The 22,912-nt window shown below is 66.0% G+C and carries 21 protein-coding genes; 10 read left to right on the forward strand and 11 right to left on the reverse strand.

The window, feature by feature from the left end; all coding sequences use genetic code 11:
* The first annotated feature begins 25 nt into the window (after positions 1-25).
* The 3 genes from SO140_RS17590 to SO140_RS17600 all read left to right on the forward strand — a co-directional run bounded on the left by SO140_RS17590 (position 26) and on the right by SO140_RS17600 (position 5,329).
* Positions 26-3,424 carry a tetratricopeptide repeat protein gene (locus tag SO140_RS17590; RefSeq protein WP_449379134.1) on the forward strand — a complete coding sequence of 1,133 codons (3,399 nt, stop codon included), beginning with the start codon at positions 26-28 and terminating at the stop codon, positions 3,422-3,424.
* 217 nt (positions 3,425-3,641) lie between these two features.
* Complete coding sequence (locus tag SO140_RS17595; protein ID WP_449379133.1) at positions 3,642-4,559, forward strand: sulfite exporter TauE/SafE family protein; 918 nt, start codon at positions 3,642-3,644, stop codon at positions 4,557-4,559.
* Entirely contained in the window at positions 4,559-5,329 is a 771-nt protein-coding gene (locus tag SO140_RS17600) for a TIGR02186 family protein (RefSeq protein ID WP_449379221.1), read from the forward strand. Before SO140_RS17595 ends, SO140_RS17600 begins: the two co-directional genes overlap by 1 nt.
* Before the next feature lie 145 nt (positions 5,330-5,474).
* Here SO140_RS17600 and SO140_RS17605 read toward each other — a convergent pair whose 3' ends face one another.
* Together SO140_RS17605 and SO140_RS17610 are read right to left on the reverse strand one after the other, a co-directional pair.
* Complete coding sequence (locus tag SO140_RS17605; protein WP_449379132.1) at positions 5,475-6,248, reverse strand: MBL fold metallo-hydrolase; 774 nt, start codon at positions 6,246-6,248, stop codon at positions 5,475-5,477.
* A 12-nt stretch (positions 6,249-6,260) separates the two neighbouring features.
* Positions 6,261-7,187 carry a DMT family transporter gene (locus SO140_RS17610; RefSeq protein WP_449379131.1) on the reverse strand — a complete coding sequence of 309 codons (927 nt, stop codon included), beginning with the start codon at positions 7,185-7,187 and terminating at the stop codon, positions 6,261-6,263.
* Positions 7,188-7,283: 96 nt separating this feature from the next.
* Here SO140_RS17610 and SO140_RS17615 point away from each other — a divergent pair, with 96 nt between their 5' ends.
* The gene (locus SO140_RS17615) at positions 7,284-8,147 is read left to right on the forward strand and encodes a LysR family transcriptional regulator (RefSeq protein ID WP_449379220.1); all 864 of its coding nucleotides are present in this window, start codon (positions 7,284-7,286) and stop codon (positions 8,145-8,147) included.
* Between the two features lie 11 nt (positions 8,148-8,158).
* Here the strand turns inward: SO140_RS17615 and SO140_RS17620 are convergent, their stop codons facing one another.
* From SO140_RS17620 to SO140_RS17645, 6 genes are all read right to left on the reverse strand, one after another.
* Positions 8,159-8,308 (reverse strand): hypothetical protein, encoded by a 150-nt coding sequence (locus tag SO140_RS17620; RefSeq protein WP_449379130.1) that lies wholly within the window; start codon positions 8,306-8,308, stop codon positions 8,159-8,161.
* A gap of 32 nt (positions 8,309-8,340) precedes the next feature.
* Entirely contained in the window at positions 8,341-8,565 is a 225-nt protein-coding gene (locus SO140_RS17625; protein WP_449379129.1) for a hypothetical protein, read from the reverse strand.
* Positions 8,566-8,575: 10 nt separating this feature from the next.
* The gene (gene pdeM / locus SO140_RS17630) at positions 8,576-9,274 is read right to left on the reverse strand and encodes a ligase-associated DNA damage response endonuclease PdeM (protein ID WP_449379128.1); all 699 of its coding nucleotides are present in this window, start codon (positions 9,272-9,274) and stop codon (positions 8,576-8,578) included.
* Positions 9,275-9,397: 123 nt separating this feature from the next.
* Positions 9,398-12,007, reverse strand: a complete 2,610-nt coding sequence (locus SO140_RS17635) for a ligase-associated DNA damage response DEXH box helicase (RefSeq protein ID WP_449379127.1) — start codon at positions 12,005-12,007, stop codon at positions 9,398-9,400.
* A gap of 192 nt (positions 12,008-12,199) precedes the next feature.
* On the reverse strand, positions 12,200-13,429 hold the full coding sequence (locus SO140_RS17640; RefSeq protein WP_449379126.1) for an ABC transporter substrate-binding protein: 1,230 nt from the start codon (positions 13,427-13,429) through the stop codon (positions 12,200-12,202).
* Positions 13,430-13,536: 107 nt separating this feature from the next.
* A complete protein-coding gene (locus SO140_RS17645; protein ID WP_449379125.1) occupies positions 13,537-14,463 on the reverse strand; it encodes a class I SAM-dependent DNA methyltransferase in 927 nt (308 codons plus the stop codon).
* Between the two features lie 132 nt (positions 14,464-14,595).
* Between SO140_RS17645 and SO140_RS17650 the strand changes: the two genes are divergently transcribed.
* From SO140_RS17650 to SO140_RS17670, 5 genes are all read left to right on the forward strand, one after another.
* Positions 14,596-15,633 carry a ligase-associated DNA damage response exonuclease gene (locus tag SO140_RS17650; protein WP_449379219.1) on the forward strand — a complete coding sequence of 346 codons (1,038 nt, stop codon included), beginning with the start codon at positions 14,596-14,598 and terminating at the stop codon, positions 15,631-15,633.
* A complete protein-coding gene (locus SO140_RS17655; protein ID WP_449379124.1) occupies positions 15,630-17,291 on the forward strand; it encodes an ATP-dependent DNA ligase in 1,662 nt (553 codons plus the stop codon). Before SO140_RS17650 ends, SO140_RS17655 begins: the two co-directional genes overlap by 4 nt.
* A 358-nt stretch (positions 17,292-17,649) precedes the next feature.
* Positions 17,650-17,955: a DUF6460 domain-containing protein gene (locus tag SO140_RS17660; RefSeq protein ID WP_027521471.1), complete on the forward strand. Its 306-nt coding sequence runs from the start codon at positions 17,650-17,652 to the stop codon at positions 17,953-17,955.
* Between the two features lie 96 nt (positions 17,956-18,051).
* Positions 18,052-18,786, forward strand: coding sequence for an MBL fold metallo-hydrolase (locus tag SO140_RS17665; RefSeq protein WP_449379123.1), 735 nt, complete (start codon positions 18,052-18,054; stop codon positions 18,784-18,786).
* Position 18,787: 1 nt separating this feature from the next.
* A complete protein-coding gene (locus SO140_RS17670) occupies positions 18,788-20,113 on the forward strand; it encodes an MATE family efflux transporter (RefSeq protein ID WP_449379122.1) in 1,326 nt (441 codons plus the stop codon).
* Positions 20,114-20,205: 92 nt separating this feature from the next.
* Here SO140_RS17670 and SO140_RS17675 read toward each other — a convergent pair whose 3' ends face one another.
* Both SO140_RS17675 and SO140_RS17680 read right to left on the reverse strand, forming a co-directional pair.
* On the reverse strand, positions 20,206-21,303 hold the full coding sequence (locus SO140_RS17675) for a quinone-dependent dihydroorotate dehydrogenase (protein WP_449379121.1): 1,098 nt from the start codon (positions 21,301-21,303) through the stop codon (positions 20,206-20,208).
* Positions 21,300-21,644 (reverse strand): DUF952 domain-containing protein, encoded by a 345-nt coding sequence (locus SO140_RS17680; protein ID WP_449379120.1) that lies wholly within the window; start codon positions 21,642-21,644, stop codon positions 21,300-21,302. Before SO140_RS17680 ends, SO140_RS17675 begins: the two co-directional genes overlap by 4 nt.
* A 187-nt stretch (positions 21,645-21,831) precedes the next feature.
* Here SO140_RS17680 and SO140_RS17685 point away from each other — a divergent pair, with 187 nt between their 5' ends.
* Positions 21,832-22,482 carry a S24 family peptidase gene (locus SO140_RS17685; protein ID WP_449379119.1) on the forward strand — a complete coding sequence of 217 codons (651 nt, stop codon included), beginning with the start codon at positions 21,832-21,834 and terminating at the stop codon, positions 22,480-22,482.
* A 188-nt stretch (positions 22,483-22,670) separates the two neighbouring features.
* Here the strand turns inward: SO140_RS17685 and SO140_RS17690 are convergent.
* Positions 22,671-22,912: hypothetical protein (locus tag SO140_RS17690; protein ID WP_449379539.1), on the reverse strand; the 242-nt coding region annotated here is incomplete at its 5' end.

Here is a 22,912-nt window from a genome sequence, read left to right on the forward strand (position 1 = left end):
CCGAAGTCGGAACCGGACAGAAGTCATGAATTCGCGCGTATCGTGGAGTGTTGACGGCATCGATCCATCCGTCAGGGAGCGCGCCGAGGCCGCTGCGCGCCGTGCCGGCATGTCACTCAACGATTGGCTGAACTCCACCCTCGGCGACACCGCCCCGCCGAACTTCCCCGGACCTTACGAGCAGCGTCCGCAGGCCCCACACCCGGCATCGAGTCAGGAAAGCCGCGACGTCGCCGACATCCACCAGCGGCTCGACGCGATCACCCAGCAGATCGAACGCATCTCAAAGCCCGCGCCGCGCCAGGACGCTTCGCGCGAACAGGGCGTCGCGCGGCAGCTGAACGACGCGATCTCGCGACTGGACGCGCGGCTGTCGCAGATCTCGCGGCCACAGGCGCAGGCGCCGCGGCCTGCACCGGTCGAGACCCGGCAGCGCCAGGCCGAGCTGGTCGAGCGCGCGGCAGCGCAGGTCTATCGCAATTCGCCGCCGCTCAGCCCCGCCTCGCTCGACGTTGCGGTGGCCGAAATCACCGCGCGACAGAACGAGCTCGACAGCTTTGCGCCCCGGCAGATGCCGCCGCGCGCGGCGCCCTCGATTGCACCCGCCGCGCCGATGGCTCCCGCCATGTTGTCTCCCTTGGCGGCTCCGATGTCTCCGCCCCTGGCGCCCGCTGCCCCCGTCTACGCGCCGCCGCCTCCGCAGCCGAGCGCCGATTTCTCCGCGCTCGAACGGCATCTGCTCAAGATCACGAGCCAGATCGAGGCGCTGCAGCGCCCCGATCACATCGAGCAGTCGATCACCGCGTTCCGCAACGAGCTTGCGGAGATTCGCCACGCCATCACCGAGGCGATGCCGCGCCGCGCGATCGAATCGATCGAGAACGAGATTCGCTCCCTGCATCGTCGCATCGACGAGACGCGCACCTCCAGCACCGACGGCCAGGCGCTCGCCGGCGTCGAGCACGCGCTGTCCGAGATCAAGCAGGTGCTGCGCACACTGACGCCGGCCGAGCAGCTCACCGGCTATGACGAGGCGATCCGCAATCTCGGCGGCAAGCTCGACCTGATCCTGCGCGCCAACGACGATCCCGGCACGGTGCAGCAGCTCGAAGGCGCGATCTCGGCGCTGCGCGGCATCGTGTCCAACGTCGCCTCCAACGAGGCGCTGGCACGGCTGTCCGAGGACGTGCAGCTGCTGTCGTCCAAGGTCGACCAGATCACGCGCCCCTCCGCCCCCAGCAGCGACGGTTTTGCGGTGCTGGAGCAGCGCATCGCCGCGCTCACCGCGGCGCTGGAGACACGCGAGCGGCCTGCGCCGTCCGAAAGCACCGAGCATCTGGAAAACGCAATCCGCGGGCTATCCGATCGCTTCGACCGCATGCAGGTCGGCGGCGACTCCGCCTCCACCTTCGCGCATCTCGAGCAGCGCGTGTCGTATCTGCTGGAGCGGATCGAGGCTGCGTCCGATCCGCGCAACGGCAATTTGAGCCGCGTCGAAGACGGCCTGCACGACATCTTGCGGCATCTGGAGCGGCAGCAGGCGACCTACGCCGCGCTGGCCGAGAGCCGCAGCTCGGCCCCGGCCTCCGATTCCGGTGTGATCGATCTCGTCAAGCGCGAGCTCTCCGACATCCGCTTCAGCCAGGCCGAGACCAACCGCCACACGCAGGACTCGCTCGAAGCCGTGCACAGCACGCTCGGCCATGTCGTCGATCGTCTCTCGATGATCGAGGGCGATCTGCGCGCAGTGCGCAGCGCGCCACCTCAGGCCGCGCCGCAGGCCTTCGCAGCACCGACGATGCCGGCCGAACCGGCGCGCAGCGAGATGCCGCAGCAGTCGCCCAAAGCCGACCTCAAGCCCGATCTGCCCAATCCGGCCGCGGCGCAGGCGGCCTTCGTCGCAGCACCGCGCGAATTCCACGCCGCAACGCCGGTCGCTCCGCCGCCGGTGCCGGCGGCACCGCCGGTTCCGCCGCGCGCGATCAGCGAAATCCTCGAGCCGCATGCCGCGCCTGCGCGCGCCGCAATCGCGCCCGAGTTGCCGCCGGATCATCCGCTGGAGCCGGGCACGCGGCCGAGCGGACGCGCCGCCACGCCGTCGGAGCGCATTGCCGCGTCCGAAAGCGCGATCAGCGACATCCCCGCCCCTCCGAAGGAGCCGGTGTCGTCGTCGAGCTTCATCGCCGCCGCACGCCGGGCCGCACAGGCCGCAGCCGCGCAGCCCGAGAAGCCCGCCCGTGGCGGCAAGGCTGGCGCGGGCGGCGCCACCAAGGACAAGAAGGAAGGCTCGACCATCACCTCGAAGATCCGCTCGCTGCTGGTCGGCGCGAGCGTGGTCGTGATCGTGCTCGGCACCTTCAAGATGGCGATGAACCTGCTCGAAGGCGGCGGCAGCGCCCCGCCGGTGCCGACGATGGAGAGTCCCGCAAGCGCGCCCGCACAGCAAGCGCCTGCGCCCGCCGAGAACAGCGCCAAACCCGCGGTACCCGAGCAGGTCACGCCGTCGATGACCTCGCCGACCCCGCTCGGCCGGCAATCCCTGAACAATGCCGCTCCCGTCAGCTCCGGCAACGCCGCATCGGTCGAGATCCCGCCCCCACCAGCGGTGACTGCGCCGTCGCCCGCCGCAGGCAATAGCGACATCACCGGCGCGATCCCGATGACGCCGTCGCGCGCGCGGTTCGGCACCGTCCAGGTGCCGCCAAGCGAGCGGCTGGCCGACGGCATCGGCGGTCCGGTGCTGCGCGCCGCCGCGATGAAAGGCGATGCGACCGCGGCCTATGAGATCGGCCTGCGCTTTGCCGAAGGTAAAGGCGTGGCTGCGAATTACGAGGAAGCCGTCAAATGGTATGACCGCGCGGCGCAGGCCGGCGTGGTGCCCGCGACCTTCCGGCTCGGCACGCTCTATGAGAAGGGCCTGGGCGTGAAGAAGGACGCCGACATCGCCCGCCGCTACTACACGCAGGCTGCCGAGCGCGGCAACGCCAAGGCCATGCACAATCTCGCAGTGCTCGACGCCGACGGCGGCGGACGCGGCCCCAATTACAAGAGCGCGTCGCTGTGGTTCCGCAAGGCCGCCGATCGCGGTGTCGCCGACAGCCAGTACAATCTCGGCATCCTCTATGCCCGTGGCATCGGCGTCGAACAGAACCTTGCCGAATCCTACAAATGGTTCAGCCTCGCCGCTGCGCAGGGCGATGCCGATGCGGTGACCAAGCGCGACGATGTTGCCAAGCGCCTCGACCCGCAGTCGCTCGCCGCCGCCAAGCTCGCGATCCAGACCTTCAGCGCCGAGCCGCAGCCCGACGATGCCGTCAACGTCGCGGCGCCTGCCGGCGGCTGGGACAGCGCCCCGGCGCAGGCCAGCACCAGGCCCGCGCCCAAGCCCGTCGCGGTCAAGCGCCAGGCCTTGCTCGCGCATTAGGACATCCGAACACAGGTGCCGTCCACCTCTCCCCAGCGGGGAGAGGTGATCCGAGTCCTTGGCTCGCACCGATTCAACCAAACTAAGCACGATCGTTCACCACGCCCAAAATTCCTTGTCCCGCCGCGCGCCAAATTCGGTTATTGAGGGACGCGGCAATCGTTCCGCCTTCCCGCGAGCATTCCGCAGTCCGATCCGTCTCGCCGGAACGCGCCCGATGCAGCTTTACCTCCCTATCGCTGATCTTCCGGTCAATGTGTTCCTGGTGCTCGCGATGGGCGCTGCGGTCGGTTTCGTCTCGGGCATGTTCGGAATCGGCGGTGGATTCTTGATGACGCCGCTTCTGATCTTCATCGGCATTGCGCCCGCGGTCGCGGTCGCCTCTGTCGCGAGCCACATCGCGGCTTCGTCCTTTTCCGGCGCGATCTCCTATTGGCGGCGACGTGCGATCGACCCGGCGCTCGCGACCGTTCTCTTATGCGGCGGCGTGACGGGCACCGCGCTGGGGGTGTGGACCTTCACCCAGCTGCGCGCGCTCGGCCAGCTCGACCTGATGATCGCGCTGTCCTACGTGGTGCTGCTCACGACAGTGGGCAGCCTGATGTTCTCGGAAGGCCTGCGCGCGATGATGCGGACGCGGCGCGGCGCCGTGCCGCTGCGGCGCACGCACAACTGGATCCACGGCCTGCCGCTAAAGATGCGCTTCAAGCGCTCGAAGATCTATCTGTCGGTGATCCCCGTCGTCGTGGTCGGCATCATCATCGGCTTCATCGGCGCCATCATGGGCATCGGCGGCGGCTTCATCCTGGTGCCGATCATGATCTATCTGTTGCGGGTGCCGACCTCGACGGTGATCGGCACGTCGATGATCCTGACGCTGGTCACCATGCTGTTCGCGACCATGCTGCATGCGGTGACCAATCATCTCGTCGATGCCGTGCTGGCGCTGATCCTGATGGTCGGCGGCGTCACCGGCGCGCAGTTCGGCGCGCGCGCCGGGCAGAAGATCCGCGGCGAGCAGTTGCGGCTGCTGCTGGGCCTGCTCATCCTCGCCGTGGGCTTGCGCTTTGCTGTCGAGCTCGTGCTCCGTCCCGAAGACCTCTTCACCATCCGCGAGATCGGGGTGACGGGATGATCGCGCGCGCAATCATCGCAACTCTCCTCATGCTGCTGCTCTGCAGTGCCGCGCGCGCCGAGCGGCTGATCGTATCGGTCTCCAACCACCGCGTCACCGTGACGCCGAACTATTCCGGCGAGGAGCTGGTGCTGTTCGGCTCGGTGGAGAGGGATGCGGCGACGCCTGCCAATCGCAACGCCTACGATCTCGTCGTCACCGTGCTGGGCCCGCGCGCCGACATGGTGACGCGGCGCAAGGAACGAAAGTTTGGCATCTGGATCAACACCGACTACCGGCAATTCTTGCAGGTGCCGAGCTATCTCGCGCTGTTCGCCAATCGCCCCTTCGACCAGATCACCTCGCCCGAGATCGCGCGGCGCCAGCAGATCGGACTCAACAACGTGCTGCTGACCCAGCGCGTCGGCACCGACTATGCCGACGTGGTGCCGGACGACGCGTTCCGCAGCGCCTTCATCCGCTTGCGCACGCAACGCGGGCTCTACCGCGAGGATCCGTCCGCGGTGACGTTCCTGACGCCGACGCTGTTCCGCACCGGCATTCCGCTGCCTGCCGAAGTGCCGATCGGGACCTATGAGGTCGAGATCAAGCTGTTCGCGAACGGCGCGCTCGTGACCAAGACCGAGACGGCGTTCGAGATCGTCAAGGTCGGCTTCGAGCAGTTCGTCGCCACCAGTGCCCGGCAGAACGGATTCATCTACGGCCTCGTCACCGCCGCCCTGGCGCTGATGTGCGGCTGGTCCGCGTCGATCGTGTTCAGGAAGGATTGAGGCGGGCTACGCTCTCTCCGCTCGTCGTCGCCCGGCTTGACCGGGCGACCCAGTATTCCAGAGGCCAGCATTGGCGACCTCGCTCTCGCAACAACGGCCGCGGAGTACTGGATGCCCCGCCTTCGCGGGGCATGACAGCTAAGGGCTAAGGCGCCTCGATCACCGTCGGCACGCCGGGCTCCAGCAGGCGCAGGCGCGGGCCGAAGCCGAGGACGTCGAAGGTCTTGCGCAAATCCTCGCCGTTCTGGCGGAAATGCGCCCAGCCTTCGGTATGGAGGGGCACGATCACCGCATCGGGAAACGCGCGCGCGGTCTCGATGGTGTCGTTGGTGTCCATGGTGAGATGGAACGGACCGCGCGTCTGCGCGGCGCCGGCAAACGGCAGCACCACGCCGCAATCGAAACGGCGCGCCACTTCCGCAACGCCATCGAACCAGGTGGTGTCGCCGCTGATATAGATCGAGCGGCTGTCCTTGTTGCTGGAGGACACGACGAAGCCGATGACGTCACCCGACAGCGGCTCGATGCCGGCCGGACCGTGGCGCGCCGGCGTCGCGGTGATGGTCAGCGTGTTGCCGTCGCGATCCCTCACTTGCGTCGTGTCCCAGGGCGCAAGGCCTTCGATGTGACCGCCGAGCCGTCTTGCGCCGGCTTCCGTCGTCAGCACGCGTTTCATCTTGAAGAGAAGCTCGCGGCCGGAATTGTCGAGATTGTCGGAATGCTGGTCATGGCTGAGCAGGACCGCATCGACCGGGCCGATCGCTTCGGCTTTTACGGCTGGCCCGATCGTCTTCTCCAGCTTCACATGCGGCAGTTGATAGGCGCCGGGACCATCGAAGGTCGGATCGGTGAGGAGCCGAAAGCCGTCGATCTCGATCAGCGCGGTCGGGCCGCCGATCAGGGTGATTGAAATGGGCATGACGGACTCCTGTTACGCGGCGGACTTGATCGCGACGGTTGGGGCGGGGCGCGTCACGAGATAAATGCCGATCGCCACCGGAAGGATCCCGAGCAGATCGCGCGCCTCGACATGCTCCCCGAGCACGAGGAACGCGAACAGCATGCCGAGCGGCGGCATCAGGAAATGATATGCACTCGCCGCGGTCGCGCCACACACTTTCAGGAGATGGAACCAGAGCAGATAAGCGAGGATCGAGCTGCCGAGCACCAGGAAGGCGAAGGCGCCGATGAGGCCGGGCGTGTACTGGATCGCGTGGACATCCGCGAACGTTAGCGCGATCGGCGTGAGCACGATCCCGGCTGCCATGTTCTGGATGCCGTTGCCGATCCACAAGCTCCCCTTCGGCGCAAACAGCTTGAACAAAATGGTGCCAGCGACGATGGAGGCGAGCGAGGCCAGCGTGAAGACGATGCCGTGCGCGCTGTCGGTGCCGTCCGCGAGGCGATGCCAGACGATGAAGGTCACCCCGACGACGCCGAGCAGCAGACCGCTCGCCTTGCGCCAGGTCATGCCCTCGCCGAGCAGCAGCGCGGCAAACGCTGCCGTGAACACCGGATTGGCCGACACGATCAATCCGCCAAGGCCGGCGGAGACCGATTGCAGGCCGGTGTAGCCGAGCCCGAGATAGAGCGCGTTGTTGGCGATGCCGAGCACGGCGAACATTGCAACGTCACGCCAGGTCATCTCCCACGCGTCGCGGCGCAGCGCCGAGATGCCGAGGATCAGAATGCCGGCGAGCGAAAAGCGCGCCGCGAGCAGGATCAGCGGCGGGCAGTCGGTGACGCCGATCTTGCCGGCGACGAAGGCAAAGCTCCAGAGCAGGCAGAACAGGCCGATGTAGAGCGGCAGCGGATTGAAACGGGTGCGGGGGACGGCGATCGAGGGGGCGAGCGACATGCGAATTCTCCTGAGCCCTCGATCTAGGGGCGCCCCTTGTCATTTGGAAATTAAATGATTAACTTCAGGCTAGTGGATTTATGAATGGAGGCGGCGATGCTCGATCTGGAGCTCTTGCGCAGCTTCGTCTCGGTGGTCGATGCCGGCGGCTTCACCCGCGCGAGCGAGCGCGTCCATCGCACGCAGTCGACGGTCAGCCAGCAGATCAAGCGGTTGGAAGAGGACGTCGGCCAGATGCTGCTGCACCGTGACGGCAAGGACGTGCGGCCGACGGAAGCCGGCGAGCGGCTGCTCTCCTACGCACGGCGGCTGTTATCGCTCGCCGAGGAGGCGCGCGACGTGCTCAGCCAGCCGGGCAGCGAAGGCGCGATCCGGCTCGGCATCCCCGAGGATTTTGCCGCCTATCGGCTGGCGAAACTGCTCGGCACGTTCTCGCGCTCGCATCCCGGCCTGCGGCTGGATGTACGGGCGGACCAGAGCAAGAACCTGGCCCGCGACCTCGAACGCGGCGAGCTCGATCTGGCGCTGTTCAAGCGCGAGGCGGGCGAGAAGGGTGCGATCGCGGTGTGGCCGGAGCGGGTGCATTGGGTGACCAGCAAGAGCCATCCGATTCAAGCCGATGTGTCATCGGTGCCGCTGATCGGCTTTCCACTCGGCTGCCTCTACCGCGCCGGCGCCATCCACGCGCTGGAAAGCGCCGGCCGGCCCTGGCACATGGCCTATACGTCATCGAGCCTCGCCGGCATCCAGGCCGCGGTCGCCGCGGGCATGGGGCTGAGCATCTTGTCGGAGATGGCGATCCAGTCCGATCATCGCGTGCTGACCGCCAAGGACGGCTTTGCACCGATCAACAGGACGGAAGTGGCGCTGATGGCGGCACCGGGCGCGAGCCCGGCGACGTTGCGGCTTGCGGATCGGCTCGCGGAGTTCTGCGATACGGTGCAGGCGAAGGCGGCTTAGCGAGCCGACGGCTACGTGTGTTCGACCAAAGCTTCTTTGGCCAGCACCCAGCCAGAGAGGCCATACGACGAACTTAGAATGAAGCCTTTGACGTCCTTTGCCGCGAGCACCTGCGCCGCAGCAGCCAAATCGGCCGCCCACGGCCCTGGGGCGCCCGCCATACGATAGGACTCCGCGATCGCGGAGCCATACTCTACCAACACCTACTCAATGAAAACACCGCCAGTGAGAAGATGATGTTTTCGAATGCATCGTCCTCGAACTGGTATCCCTCGACACCATTAAAAACGATGGTGCGGGGGCGCTGTTCGCGCTTTGCAGCGTCTCTAGGATCTGGCCTCGTGTGGAGTTTGATCTGGCGGGTTTCGCAGTTCACCTCGTACGAAACGACGAAATCATCATGAAGAGACGGCAGCATAGTCGTTTCCTCAACAACACCGCGACGCTGCAATCGCATGGACGCGATTGTCGCCGAGGAGATGCGCGGTGAAGTGCCGCGCGCCGAACACGCGCGCGAATGCTTCATCGCGGATGCTGAGGCCACCGGCATAGGCGCCGAAGGCCGGCATCACGGCCCGCATCCCGTCCGAGGCAAAGCACCGTCGCTCCATCGAGCGGCCGCGCGCGGTGACGCGCGCCTTGGGATGGAGATGGCCGGCGATCTCGCCCTGCGCGCCGGTCGGCTCGTGGCGGAAAATGATCGGGCCGATCGCGACTTCGTCGGCAACGGTGCCGCCGAGATCGCGCGGCAGCGCCGGGTCGTGATTGCCTGAAATCCAGATCCAGTCGCGGCCAGTCTGGAGCGAGGTCATGGCGTCGCGATCCCCGTTCGACAGCCGCTCATGCGCGGAGCGATCATGAAAGCTGTCGCCGAGCGCAATCACGACCTGCGGATCGTGCCGCGCGATCACGGCCGCCAGCCGACCGAGCGTCGCGACCGTGTCATAAGGCGGCAGCAGCACGCCCCGCGTGGCGAAGCTCGAGCCTTTTTCCAGATGCAGGTCGGAGACGACGAGCAGGCGCTGCACAGCCCAAAACAATGCGCCGGAGAGATCGGCGACGAGGGACACACCCGCAACGTCGATAGTGCGCGTTGAAGTAATCGAAATGGCCACCTGCTCCGTCATGGCCGGGCTCGTCCCGGCCATCCACGTCCTTGCGGACGCGAGAAAGCCGTGGATGCCCGGGTCAAGCCCGGGCATGACGATGTGGGAAGAGCGGTGCCCCAAAGATTCATTCGCGCTGACAGTCTACGACATCGCCTCTTTGACGAGCTCGTCGGCGGCCTCCGCCAAAAGCTCGTCTGCAGCTTCGCCATAAACTGACTCGCGGCCGATTTCCAGCATCACGGGAACGGCGAGCGGGGAGACGTGGTCGAGTTCCCGGTGCGTGACGCGGCCGTGGATGCGCGCGAGCATGTCCCCCAGCCGTCGCAGGTCGAGCAGGCCCGTTGCGGCATCGGCGCGCGCGGCGCGCAGCAGCACGTGATCGGCCTGGTGCTTGCGCAGGACGTCGTAGACGAGGTCGGTCGAGAACAGCACCTGCCGCCGGCTCTTGTCCTCATCCGTGAAACGGCGCTCGATCAGGCCTGAGATCAGCGCGCAATTGCGGAACATGCGCTTCATCAGCGCGGACTCGGCGAGCCAGGCCTCGAGGTCGTCGCCCAGCATATCAGGATCAAACAACGCGTTGAGATCAAGCCGGCCATTGCGGATCATGAAGGAAGCATCACCCAGCCCCCAGATCGCAACCGCATATTCATTGGCCACGAAACCGAGCGGCCGGGCGCGAGCGCGCTCCAACCGGCGCGTCAGCAGCATGCCGAGCGTCTGATGCGCGAGCCGCCCCTCGAAGGGATAGCAGATCAGGTAATGCTTGTTGCCGCGCGGAAAAGTTTCGACCAGCAGCTCGCGCACCGCCGGCATGCGGGAAACATCCTTTTGCAGCGACAGCCAGTCGCGCACCTGCTCCGGCAGGGCACCCCACGCGCGCTTGTCATCCAGCAGCCGGCGCACGCGCTCGGCCAGATAGGTCGAGAGCGGAAACTTGCCGCCCATATAGGACGGCACCTTTGGATCGGCGTCATGTGCGCGGGAGACGTAGGCCTGATCCTCGGCCAGCGCCTCGTAGCGCACCACCTCGCCGCCGAACACGAAGGTATCGCCGGGGCTGAGGCCCTCGATGAAATATTCCTCGATCTCGCCGAGCACTCGGCCGCCGCGCGCGATCGCGCCGGTCGAACCGCTACCAGTGGAGCGCGAGCGCACCAGCCGCACCTTGAGCATCGGCTCCTCGACGATAGTGCCGACGTTGAGGCGATAGCTCTGCCGCACTTTTGGATTGGCGACGCGCCAGCGGCCCTGCTTGTCCCGCTTGATGCGCGCGAAGCGCTCATAGGTCTTCAGCGCATAGCCGCCGGTAGCGACGAAATCGACGACGTCGTCGAAATCCTGCCGCGAGAGGTCTGCGTAAGGCGCGGCGGTGCGCACCTCGTCGTAGAGTTCGTCAGTGAGAAACGGCTCGCCGCAGGCGCAGCCGAGCACGTGCTGGGCGAGCACGTCGAGCGCGCCGATGCGCAAGGGCGGGGTATCCTGCGCATTCTCGGCGATCGCATCGATCGCGGCGCGGCACTCCAGCACCTCGAACCGGTTGGCCGGCACCAGCACCGCGCGCGAAGCTTCATCGAGGCGGTGATTGGCGCGGCCGATGCGCTGCATCAGGCGCGAGCAGCCTTTGGGTGCGCCGATGTTGATGACGAGGTCGACGTCGCCCCAGTCGACGCCGAGATCGAGCGACGAGGTGCAGACCACGCCGCGCAGTTTTCCCGCCGACATCGCGTCCTCGACCTTGCGACGCTGCGCGACGTCGAGCGAGCCGTGATGCAGCGCGATCGCAAGGCCGTCGTCGTTCATGCGCCAGAGATCCTGGAACAGCATCTCGGCCTGGCTGCGGGTGTTGACGAAGACGAGCGTCGTCTTGTTCGCCTTGATCAGCTCGTAGACCTCGGCCAGCGCGTGACGCGCGGTGTGGCCGGCCCAGGGCAGGCGCTCATTTGTATCCAACATCTCCACGATCGGCGCCGCGGCTCCGCCGGCCATGACGATATCGGCAGCGGCCGCCTTGCCGCCCGGCTGCGGCATGAGGAATCGCGCCAACGAGTCCGGCTCTGCCACGGTCGCCGACAGGCCGATCATGCGCATGTCGGGCGCGAGCCGCCACAGCCGTGCAAGCCCGAGCGAGAGCAGATCGCCGCGCTTGGAGGTGACGAGCGCATGCAGCTCGTCGAGCACCACGCGCCTCAGCGATGAGAACAGGAACGGCGCGTCGTCGGAGGACAGCAGCAGCGCAAGCTGCTCGGGCGTGGTGAGCAGGATGTCCGGCGGATAGCGCCGTTGGCGCTGCCGCCGCGACACCGGCGTGTCGCCGGTGCGGGTCTCGACCTTGATCAGGAGTCCCATCTCCGCAATCGGCCGCTCCAGATTGCGCGCGATGTCGACGGCGAGCGCTTTCAGCGGCGAGATGTAGAGGGTGTGGAGGCCGCCGGCGCGCTGAACGGCGCGGCCGGTGGAGATCAGCTTGTGTTTGTCGTCGGCACGCAGCGGTGTCCGTGGCCACCCCCCTCCCCGCGCTCCAAGGGGGGACGGAGAGGACAGCTCCACCAGCGTCGGCAAAAATCCAGCCAGCGTCTTGCCGGCGCCGGTCGGCGCGATCAGCAGCGCGGAGCGACCCTCACGGGCCTTTTCCAAGAGCGCCAATTGATGCGCGCGCGGCGACCAGCCGCGGGCCGCGAACCATGTCTGGAAGCGGTCGGGCAACAGCGCGGCCGGCTCGGCCAATGCGGTGAGGATACGGGACGGCACGGCGGTAGAGGTAAGCCGTGGGAGCGGGTTCGTCGAGGGTAACCGAGCGATTTGGCTGGTGCCGGCAGCTTCGTAGGGTGGGCAAAGCGAAGCGTGCCCACCTCTTCTGTTGCAATCACGGTGGGATGGTGGGCACGGCGCAAGGGCGCCTTTGCCCACCCACGGCTCCTCGTCGAGAGGTAGGCGCCTCCGCTATTCCGTCACCGGCTTGTCGGAAACCTGCCAATCCTTGCCGTTGAAGATCGAGATGAACAGCGTCTTCATCGGCGTGTAGTCATCGGGCGTGTAGCTGAAGTCCACGCCGTCGAGGAAGAACGGCGAATGGAAACCCTTGAGGTTCGCGGCCTGCTTGAGCACGTTTTCGCGCGTCAGCTCGTCGCCGCAGCGGCGCAGGATCTCGCCCATGCTTACCGCCTGGCCGTAACCGGCATAGGCGATGGTGTTATCGGGATCGACGTTCGGCAGATAATTCTTGCGCAGCGTATCGAATGCAATGACGTCCTTGTCGTTCTCCCAGGGGCCGGGGCCGGCGTCCTTGGAATAGCGGATCGCGACGATGCCGTTGGCGTTCTCGAAGCCGGCAGCACTCAGGATCGACTTGCCGGTCGAGCCCGCCGAAAGCAATTGCAGCGGCTTCCAGCCGAGCTCGGCGGCTTTGCGGATCGACTGCGACGACGCCTTGCCGGTCGAGATGTTGTAGAAGACGTCGGCACCCGACTTCGAGAGGTTAATGAGCTGGGAATCGATGGTCGGATCGGTCAGGTCGTAGGTCTGCTCCAGGAGCACCTGCGCGGTGCCGCCGGCATCCGCCAGCACCTTCTTGAAGGGCCCGAGGAAGTCCCGACCGAAATCATCGTTCTGGTAGAGGATGCCGATCCTGGCATTCGGCTTCACGCTGATGACGTGCTTGGCGAGAATGCGCGCTTCGGTCGGATAGAGCGGCAGGCCCGCCATCGTCCATTTGAATTCCTTCGGGTTGTTCCATTTCGACGCGCCGGTGTTGAGCAGGAGCTGCGGCACGCCCTTGGAATTGAGATATTTGTGCACGGCGGTCTGCGGCGCGGTGCCGAGCGAGCCGTAGAGCGCGAGCACCTCCTCCTGCTCGACGAGCCTGCGCGTCGCCTCGACGCATTTCGGCGCGCTGTAGGCATCGTCCATGGTGAGGAATTTTACCTTGCGCCCGTTGATGCCGCCCTTCTCGTTCAGCATCTGGAAATAGGCTTCGCCGACGCGACCCAGCACGCCATAGAGCGAGCCGGGGCCGGAATGCGGCACGGTCTGACCAATCTTGATCTCGGTGTCGCTGGCGCCCGCATCATATTTCTTCTCGGCGGCCCAGACATAGGGCGCGGGCAAAGTCGAGGCTGCGATGGTGGCAAATGCGCCGGCGCCGAAATCACGCCGCGATGGATTTTTTGTCATTGGCGTTGTCTCCCTGATGCCGCGCATTGTGCTGACATCAGGATGCGCATCGCAAGTAGGAAAGCGGCGCTTTGCCGCTCAATTTGCCGCAGCGCCAGCGCCTAGACTCAAGTTTTCTCTGCGACGACGACGAGGCCGCGGACCGGCTCGTTGTTCTCGTTACGCGGCGAGGCCGGCTCCAGCGTCAGCAGCCTGAAGCCTGCCTTCGCGAGAGCGCCGCGCACATATTCCGCGGCATGGGCATAGCGCAGGCCCTCGCCCAGGACGACGCCGCTGCCGTCATGAGTCTCGAGCGTGAAGCCGAGCGTGCCGCCGGCCGCGAGGACGCGTCGCGCTTCGATCAGCACCGGTGCGAGATCGGACAGATATACAAACGCATCCGCAGCCACGACCAGATTCGCGCTCGCGTCCGGTTTGCTGCGCAGGCCGTCGATCATGTCGGCGACTTCCAACTCGGCGTAGAGACCGGTGGCGCGCGCCTCCTTGATCATGCCCGGGGACAGATCGATGCCGATGAAATGGTCAACCTGCTTGGCGAAGGCACTGGCCGCAAGGCCCGTGCCGCAGCCGAGATCGATCGCGCGCTTGAAGAAGGCCGGCTTCTTCGCTGCGACGCGCGCGGCCAGCACCGCCTTGAAGATCAGCGCTGGGGCGCGATAGCCGAGATCGTTGATCAACGCATGCTCGAAGCGCGGCGCGTACTGGTCGAACAGCGCCTGCACATAGGCTTTCGGCATTTCCGCCATCTGTGCGTCGCCGAGCCGCATCAGATGCAGGCCGGCGCCATGCTGGTCCTCGGGATCGGATCGCAGCGCTTCTCGGAATGCCGCGATCGCCTTGTCACGCTCGCCGAGCTGCTGACGGATTTCGCCGAGCGTGAACCAGGCCGATGTAAAATTCGGCGCGAGCTCGATCGCCTGCTCGAACAGGTCGGCCGCGGCCGGTAAATCGCCCTTGAGCTGGAGGTCGCGCGCGAACTCGAAACGGCGGTCGGCCATCAGATCGCCGGAGGACAGGAAGAGGCGGAGGGGCATGGAACTCGGCTCGTCATTGCCGGGTCTGATCCGGCAATCCATCAAAAAAGGAAGTGTTTAAGAAGATGGCTGCGCGGGTCAAGCCCGCGCATGACGGGTGAATTTCCGGGCTCGCGCTACCATATGACGCCCATGCGCCCGCAAGACATCCTGTTGCCAACTGCTGCCGGCCTGTGCTGCAAGCCGGGCGGTTTCCATATCGATCCTGTCCGCCCCGTCGAGCGCGCCGTGATCACCCACGGTCATTCCGACCATGCGCGTGCCGGCCACGGCGCCGTGCTGGCGACGCAGGAGACGCTGGACATGATGCGCCTGCGCTACGGCGAGAATTTTGCCGGCACGACGCAGGCGATCCGCTATGGCGAGGAAATCCGGCTCGGCGACGTCAAGGTGAAGTTTCACCCCGCGGGCCATGTGCTGGGCTCGGCGCAGATCGCGGTGACCTGCAAGGACACCTGCATCGTCGCCTCCGGCGACTACAAGGACGCGCCGGATCCGACCTGCGCGCCGTTCGAGCTCGTGCCCTGCGATATCTTCATCACCGAGGCAACGTTCGGGCTGCCAGTGTTTCGCCATGGCGACGCGGCGGACGAGGTTGCGAGGCTGCTCGCCTCGGTCGCGCTGTTTCCGGAGCGCGCGCATCTCGTCGGCGCCTATTCACTCGGCAAGGCGCAGCGCGTCATCGCGTTGCTGCGCGGGGCCGGATACGACGCGCCAATCTACCTGCATGGCGCGATGGAGACGATCACGCAGTATTATCAGAGCCGCGGCATCGAGCTCGGCGAGCTGCGGCCGGCGAAGGGCATGAAGAAGGCGGCTCTCGCCGGCACCATCACGCTGGCGCCGCCGTCGGCCACCTCGGATCTCTGGACCCGGCGCTTTCCCGATCCGGTCACCGCCTTCGCCTCGGGCTGGATGCGGGTCCGTGCACGGGCGCGGCAGCGCGGCGTCGAACTGCCGCTAGTGATTTCCGACCACGCCGATTGGGACGGCCTCACCGCGACGATCGCGGCCACCGGCGCCGGCGAGATCTGGGTCACCCACGGCCAGGAAGACGCGCTGGTGCATTGGTGCAAGAGCAAAGGATTGCGGGCGCGGCCGCTCGATCTCGTCGGCTATGGCGATGAGGAGGAGACCGAGACGCCGATTGCAAGCGAGGCCGAGGCATGAACCGCTTCGCCGAATTGCTGGACCGCCTCGCCTACGAGCCCGGCCGCAACAACAAGCTGCGGCTGATCACCGGCTATTTTCGCGAGGTCGGCGACCCCGACCGCGGCTATGCGCTGGCCGCGCTGACCGGCGCGCTGAGCTTCAAGCACGCCAAGCCGGGATTGATCCGCGACCTGATTGCGGCGCGCACGGACGAGGTGCTGTTCGGGCTGTCGTATGATTACGTCGGCGATCTCTCGGAGACGGTCGCGCTGATGTGGCCCAAGAGCGAACTGGCTGGTCACAACAACCCGCCGCCACCAACCCTCACCGACGTGGTCACCACGCTGCGCACGCTCGGCAAGACCGAGCTGCCGGGCCAGCTTGCGCGCTGGCTCGACGAGCTCGACGAGACCGGCCGTTGGGCGCTGTTAAAACTCGTCACCGGCGCGCTTCGCATCGGCATCTCCGCGCGTCTGGCAAAAACCGCGGCTGCCGCACTCGGTGACAAGGACCCGCATGAGATCGAGCTGATCTGGCCCGGCCTCGCCCCGCCCTATCTCGATCTGTTCGCCTGGCTCGAGGGCCGCGCCGAAAAACCCGTCAACCGCGATCCCGCGCCATTCCGCCCGGTGATGCTGGCGCATGCGATCGAGGACTCAGATTTCCAAAGCCTCGATCCTGCCGACTACATCGCCGAATGGAAATGGGATGGCATCCGAGTGCAGGCGGTCGCAGGCCGCGACGATCGTGGGCACATCACGGCGCGGCTCTATTCGCGCACCGGCGAGGACATCACGGGGAGCTTTCCGGACCTCGTGCCGTCACTGCATCTGCCCGGCGCGATCGACGGCGAGCTGCTGGTCGTGCGCGACGGCCGCGTGCAGAGCTTCAACGTCCTCCAGCAGCGGCTCAACCGCAAGGTCGTGTCGCCGAAGCTAATCAAGGAATTTCCAATTCACCTGCGCGCCTACGATCTGCTCGGCGACGACGAGAACGATTTGCGCGAGCTGCCCTTTGCCGAGCGGCGCATGCATCTCGAAACGTTCATCAGGAAGCTCGGCGATACCAGGATCGACCTGTCGCCAACGGTCGCGTTCGAGAGCTGGGACGCGCTCACCGCCGCACGCGCCGATCCCGCAAGCGCCGGTGCCGGCGAGGACGCCGAGGCCGTCGAAGGCGTGATGCTGAAGCGGCGCGATGCGCCTTATCTGCCGGGACGGCCGAAGGGACAGTGGTGGAAGTGGAAGCGCGATCCCCACATCATCGACGCCGTCTTGATGTATGCGCAGCGCGGCCACGGCAAGCGCTCGTCCTATTATTCCGACTACACCTTTGGCGTCTGGACCCAAGGCGAAGCCGGCGACGAGCTGGTGCCGGTCGGCAAGGCCTATTTCGGCTTCACCGACGAGGAGCTGCTCCAGATCGACCGCTTCGTCCGCCGCAACACCACGGAAAAGTTCGGTCCCGTGCGCCATGTCGTGCACGAGCCCGACAAGGGGCTGGTGCTGGAGGTCGCCTTCGAAGGATTGCAGCGCTCGCCGCGGCACAAGTCCGGCGTCGCCATGCGCTTTCCCCGCATCAGCCGCCTGCGCTGGGACAAGCCGCCGCGCGAGGCCGATCGGCTGGACGCGCTGGAAAAGCTGCTGAAGGCCGAGGTGGCCGAAGCCGAGGCATAGCCGGGGAAAGTGGTCCCGCCGCCGGCCAGCGCAAAGCCGGCGAGCATATATGCACAGAACCCGCAATCGGCCCCGGCGGCGGTCCCAGAACTTGCACGATGCCGGCATCGACATCGCGCCGCGCTCTTATGGGGCGGACGCAGTGGGATGAGAATTGATGGGCGTTCACACCCCCATGAAGATGCGCATTTACCTTACCGCTGTTGCTTTCCCGCGACGCGCCGGGTGGCATCCAAGGTCGGCGCGCCCGCAGTTTGCCTGATATTAAAATCCGGTAAGCCGATTGACGGGGGAACGCGGGTTCCCCATCTGCCTCGCCGTGCCCTATAATGGGGTTCGAATCCGCAGGAGTTTTTAGATGGCCAACGACGTCAGAGATTTGCCGGCCGGCCACAGCGATGGCCTGAACCGCTTTCTCGGCGGCTCGCCGCTGGCGGTCGCATTCCGCCTGATCCTGCTCTCGATCCTGGTCGGCGTCGTGCTGGCCGCGATCGGCTTCGACCCCTGGAACATCATCCATAGCATTCGCCTCTTGTTCCAGCGGCTGTGGGACCTCGGCTTCGACGCGGTCAACTGGCTGTGGCGCTACTTCCTGCTTGGCGCCGTCATCGTGATCCCGGTGTGGTTCCTGTCGCGTCTGTTCGGCGCGCCGCGCGGCCGATAAGGCATTCTTGAGCATGATCTTGTCGGAATACCGCTTCACACTTTGCGCTGACGCGGCCCTTTGGGTCCGGATCATGCTTTAGGGAGTGCGCAGCCGATGCAATTGCGCTTCGTCGGCTGCGGTGACGCGTTTGGCTCGGGCGGCAGGTGCAACACCTGCTTCCACGTCACCGGACGCGAGGTCAATTTCCTGATCGATTGCGGTGCCTCCTCCCTGCCGGCCTTGAAGCGGCTCGAGATCGATCGTGATGCGATCGACCTGATCCTGATCACGCACTTCCACGGCGATCATTTTGCCGGCCTGCCGTTCTTTCTGCTCGACGCGCAGTTCTCGAAAAGGACGCGGCCACTGGTGATTGCCGGCCCGCAGGGGATCGAGATGCGGCTCGCGCAGGTGATGGAAGCGCTGTTCGAGCACTCATCGAAGACGAAGCCTCGCTTCGAGCTGTCCGTCGTTGCGCTCTCACCCGGCGAGAGCCGCAGCTTCGGTGGCGTAACGGTGACGCCCTATCCCGTCGTGCATGGCGAGTCCGGCGGACCATTTCTCGGCTATCGCATCGCGACTGAAGACCGTGTTCTCGCCTACAGCAGCGACACCGAATGGACGGAGACGCTCATTCCGCTGGCGCATGGCGCGGACCTTTTCATCACCGAGGCCTACATGTACGAGAAGGTGGTCAAGAACCATCTCAGCCTGAAAACCTTGGAACAGCATCTGCCCGAGATCGGCGCCAAACGGCTTGTCCTCACCCATATGAGCGACGACGTGCTGTCGCGCCTTGACGACGTGCCGCATCTCGCGGCGGAGGACGGCATGGTGCTCGTGTTCTGACATGCACGCACCGGTCCACCCCAAGGTTACCACACGGCAAGTGTTCGCCATCGCAGGTCCCGCGATGGTCGCTAACCTCACCACGCCGCTGATCGGCGTGGTCTCGACCACGGCGATTGGACGGCTCGATGATGCCGCCCTACTCGGCGGCGTCGCCATGGCCTCGGTGATCTTCGACTGCCTGTTCTGGCTGTTCGGCTTCTTGCGCATGAGCACACTCGCCTTCACCGCGCAGGCGCTCGGCGCCGGCGAGACTCGCGAGCTGACCGCGATCCTGGTGCGCGGCTTCATCGTCGCGGGCCTGATCGGAGTTGCCCTGATCGCGCTGCAGCTGCCGCTGACCTCCGTGCTGTTCGACCTCATGGGCGGCAGCGAAGGCGTGACGCGCGCCGCCAAGACCTATTTCATGATCCGGATCTGGTCGTCGCCGTTTGCTTTCGCCAACTATGTCATTCTCGGCTGGCTGGTAGGGCAGGCCCGCGCCAATCCGGCACTCGCGCTCCAGGTCGTCATCAACCTCATCAACATGGTGGCGACGATCCTGCTGGTGCTGGTCTATGACACCGGCATTGCCGGCGCGGCGATCGCCGCGCTGCTGTCAGAGACGATTGGCTTTATCCTGGGCGTGGTCGTCTGCCGACGCTGTGCGGACGGCGGCTTTGCCGTTCCCCGCGCTCGCCTGTTCGACCGGACCAAGCTGATGCGGATGCTGGCGGTAAACTCCGACATCATGATCCGCACCGCGGCGCTGATCGCCGTGTTCCTGTTCTTCACAGCCAAGGGCGCGCGGGCCGGCGACGTCACGTTGGCCGCGAACTCCGTGCTCAACAATTTCCTGCTGGTCAGCGCCTTCTTCCTCGACGGCCTCGCCAACGCCGCACAGCAGCTCTGCGGCCGCACCTTTGGCGCCCGCGACGCCAAGGGCTTTGCCGATTCGACCCGGCTGGTGCTGCTGTGGGGACTCGGCTTCGCGCTGGTGGTCGCGGTGCTGTTCGCGCGGCTTGGCCCGGTGCTGATCGATTTCATGACGGCGAGCGAGGACGTCCGCCGCGCCGCGCGCGACTTCCTGCCGTTCATCGTGCTTGCACCCATACCCGGCGTGTTCGCCTTCGGCTTCGACGGCATTTATGTCGGCGCGACCTGGGCACGCGAGATGCGCAATCTGATGCTGGCCTCGCTCGGAATTTTTCTGGGCACGTGGTGGGCGCTGCAGGCGTTCGGAAATGCCGGCCTGTGGACCGCGCTGCTCGGCTTCTACGTCGCGCGCGGCGGGCTGCAGGGCCTGCGTTATCCGGCGCTGTTCAAGGCGACGTTTTCAAAGCCGTAACCCCGGATGGAGCGCAGCGAAATCCGGATATTGCTACCACGCGGACAGATCCCGGATTGCGCTGCGCTCGATCCGGGCTTCGGGGCCTCCAGCTACATCCCCGGCCAATCCTCGGCCGTGAGCGTGGCGGCGTCGGCGCCGACGATCTCGGACAGCGAATCGCGCCCCGTGCGCAGCAGTGTGGAGGTCAGATCGCGCTTGATCTCGTCGACGAGGCCGAGGCCCTTGTAGACCAGTGACGAATAGAGCTGGATCAGGCTCGCGCCGGCGCGGATTTTTGTCAGCGCCGCGCCGCCGGAATCCACGCCCCCGACGCCAATCAGCGGGAACGCGCCTTCGACGCGCACATAGGTCTCCGCGACCATGCGCGTCGACAAGCGAAACAGCGGCCGGCCGGAGAGACCGCCCTGCTCCTTGGCGCGCATCTGCTCGCGCAGCGTGCTCGGCCGCGCGATCGTCGTGTTCGACACGATCATGCCGTCGACCTTGCGCGCGCGGGCGACCTGCACGACGTCGTCGAGCTGGGCGAGGCTCAGATCCGGCGCGATCTTGAGCAGCACCGGCGTGTCACCGGCCTTCTCGCGCACCCGCTCGCGCGCGTCGATCACATGCGCGAGGAGATCGTCGAGCAGCGCGCCCTCCTGGAGATTGCGCAGGCCCGGCGTGTTGGGCGAGGAGACGTTGACGGTGAAATAGCTCGCGACCGGCGCGAAGGTCTCGATCAGCTTGACGTAATCGGCGACGCGATCGGGCGAGTCCTTGTTGGCGCCGACATTGACGCCGACGATGCCGCCGTTCTCCGCGCGCGCGGCGAGCCGCCGCAGCACGATAGCCGCGCCATCATTGTTGAAGCCCATGCGGTTGATGACGGCTTCATCGCGCTCCAGGCGAAGCAGCCGCGGCCGCGGATTGCCGCTCTGCGGGCGCGGCGTCACCGAGCCGATCTCGACGAAGCCGAAGCCGAGCCGCAGTAGCGCATCCGGCACTTCCGCGCTCTTGTCGAAGCCCGCCGCCATGCCGATCGGATTGGGAAAATTCAGGCCGAAGGCCCGCACCGCCAGTTTCGGATCATCGGCGCGCGGCTTGGTCGGCGGCAGAAAACGCAGGCCCTGGATCGCCAGGCGATGCGCATCCTCCGGATCGAGCCAGCGCAGGACCGGCAGCGAGAAAGCATCGAACGCGCGGATCACGGGGCAAGCTCCGGAATGTCGTGATTGCCGTCGGAGCGGATCTCGAGATTGATGATCGAGATCACCGCGCCGAGATCGAGCTCGCCATACAGATGCGGAAACAGCTCGTCGTTGCGCGAGCGCTCCCAGCGCAGGGCGTCACCGAGCGCATCGCCGTCGACCTCGACGAGGAACAGCGCACGTTGCCCGAAGAAATGCTTTCGCGCGGTCTCGGGAACCTGGGCGGCGGTCGAGAAATGGATGAAGCCATCGCGCGCGTCATCCGCGCTGCCTTGGTACACACCCCGCCGCTCGGCCTCCCGCCAGGCCGAAGCGGCACAAATTTTATAGATCTTGACCACCTGTTGCGGTGTCCTGCTCGTGCTTGCTCGTTGAGTCTCTTGGGGTTTTCGCTCCCAAGGGTCCAAAACCCGGGCGCGACCGTAAAGGCCACAACTTTCGAACTCAAGACTTGCCTGCCGCCTCTTGCACCGAAAACGGAAAACCGGTTGATTTGAGGCTAGTTTTCCTAGGCGGGCCGGATCGAGGATGATCAGACAGGCCAAAGCGCAGAGGATGCTGACTCACGAGCAGATCTGGGGTGCCCTGGATCGGCTTGCGGCGCGCGCCGGGCTGTCGCCATCGGGGCTTGCCAAGCGGGCGGGGCTCGATCCTACCACCTTCAACAAGTCCAAGCGCGTGACCTCCGACGGCCGGGAACGCTGGCCCTCGACCGAATCGATCGCAAAAGCGCTCGCGGCGGCCGGGTCCTCGATCGAGACCTTCGTGCAGCTGATCGGCGACGGCGCACGCGACGGCCGCTCGGTTCCACTGCTCGGCTTCGCGCAGGCCGCGACAAGCGATCATTTCGACGAGCAAGGCCTTCCCTCCGGCAAGGGCTGGAGCGAAGTCGCGCTGCCCTTGGCGGAGGACGATCACAGCTTTGCGCTGGAGATTGCCGGCGATGCGCTCGCGCCCTATCGCGACGGCGACGTCATCCTGGTGTCGCCGGGCACGCCAATCCGCAAGGGCGACCGCGTGGTCGTGAAGACCCGGGCCGGCGAGATGCTGGTGAAGGCGCTGAAGCGCCGGACGGCGAAGTTGCTCGAATTGCAGTCACTCGATGCCGGGCAGGACGAGCGCACGGTCGCGGTGGCCGATGTCGCGTGGATCGCAAGGATCGTATGGGCGAGCCAGTGAGGGGGCGGGAGCGCTCCGCTGTCATTCCCCGCGGAAACCGAAAGCGGGGAATCCAGTACGCCGCAGCTTCTCCGTATCCCCCAACGTCTCTGGAATACTTGTATGGGCTTGGTCAAGGATGAGTGGTTGTTAGATCATTTCAGATCATCTCCTTGTTCGAAGGAGGCGGACGTCTGCTGGTCCTGACCTCAAGACGGCTGGCCGCCTGTGGTGCGGCGGGCGTCAAGGGTGGCCGTAGGCCATCGCGTAGCGACGCAGCCCTTGACGGTCGCCAGCCCGGCGGCAGGCTTGAGGTCAGGACCATCAGACGTCCAGCGCAGTAAGAAGACGACTTCCGAGGCGAGCCCGCCCTGGACGCGATATCGCGTCGCAGACTTGTATTCGGTTGATCGATCGGGATCAGAACCATGATGCATGCATGCGCATCGGG

The sequence above is a fragment of the Bradyrhizobium sp. UFLA05-108 genome (assembly GCF_059803455.1).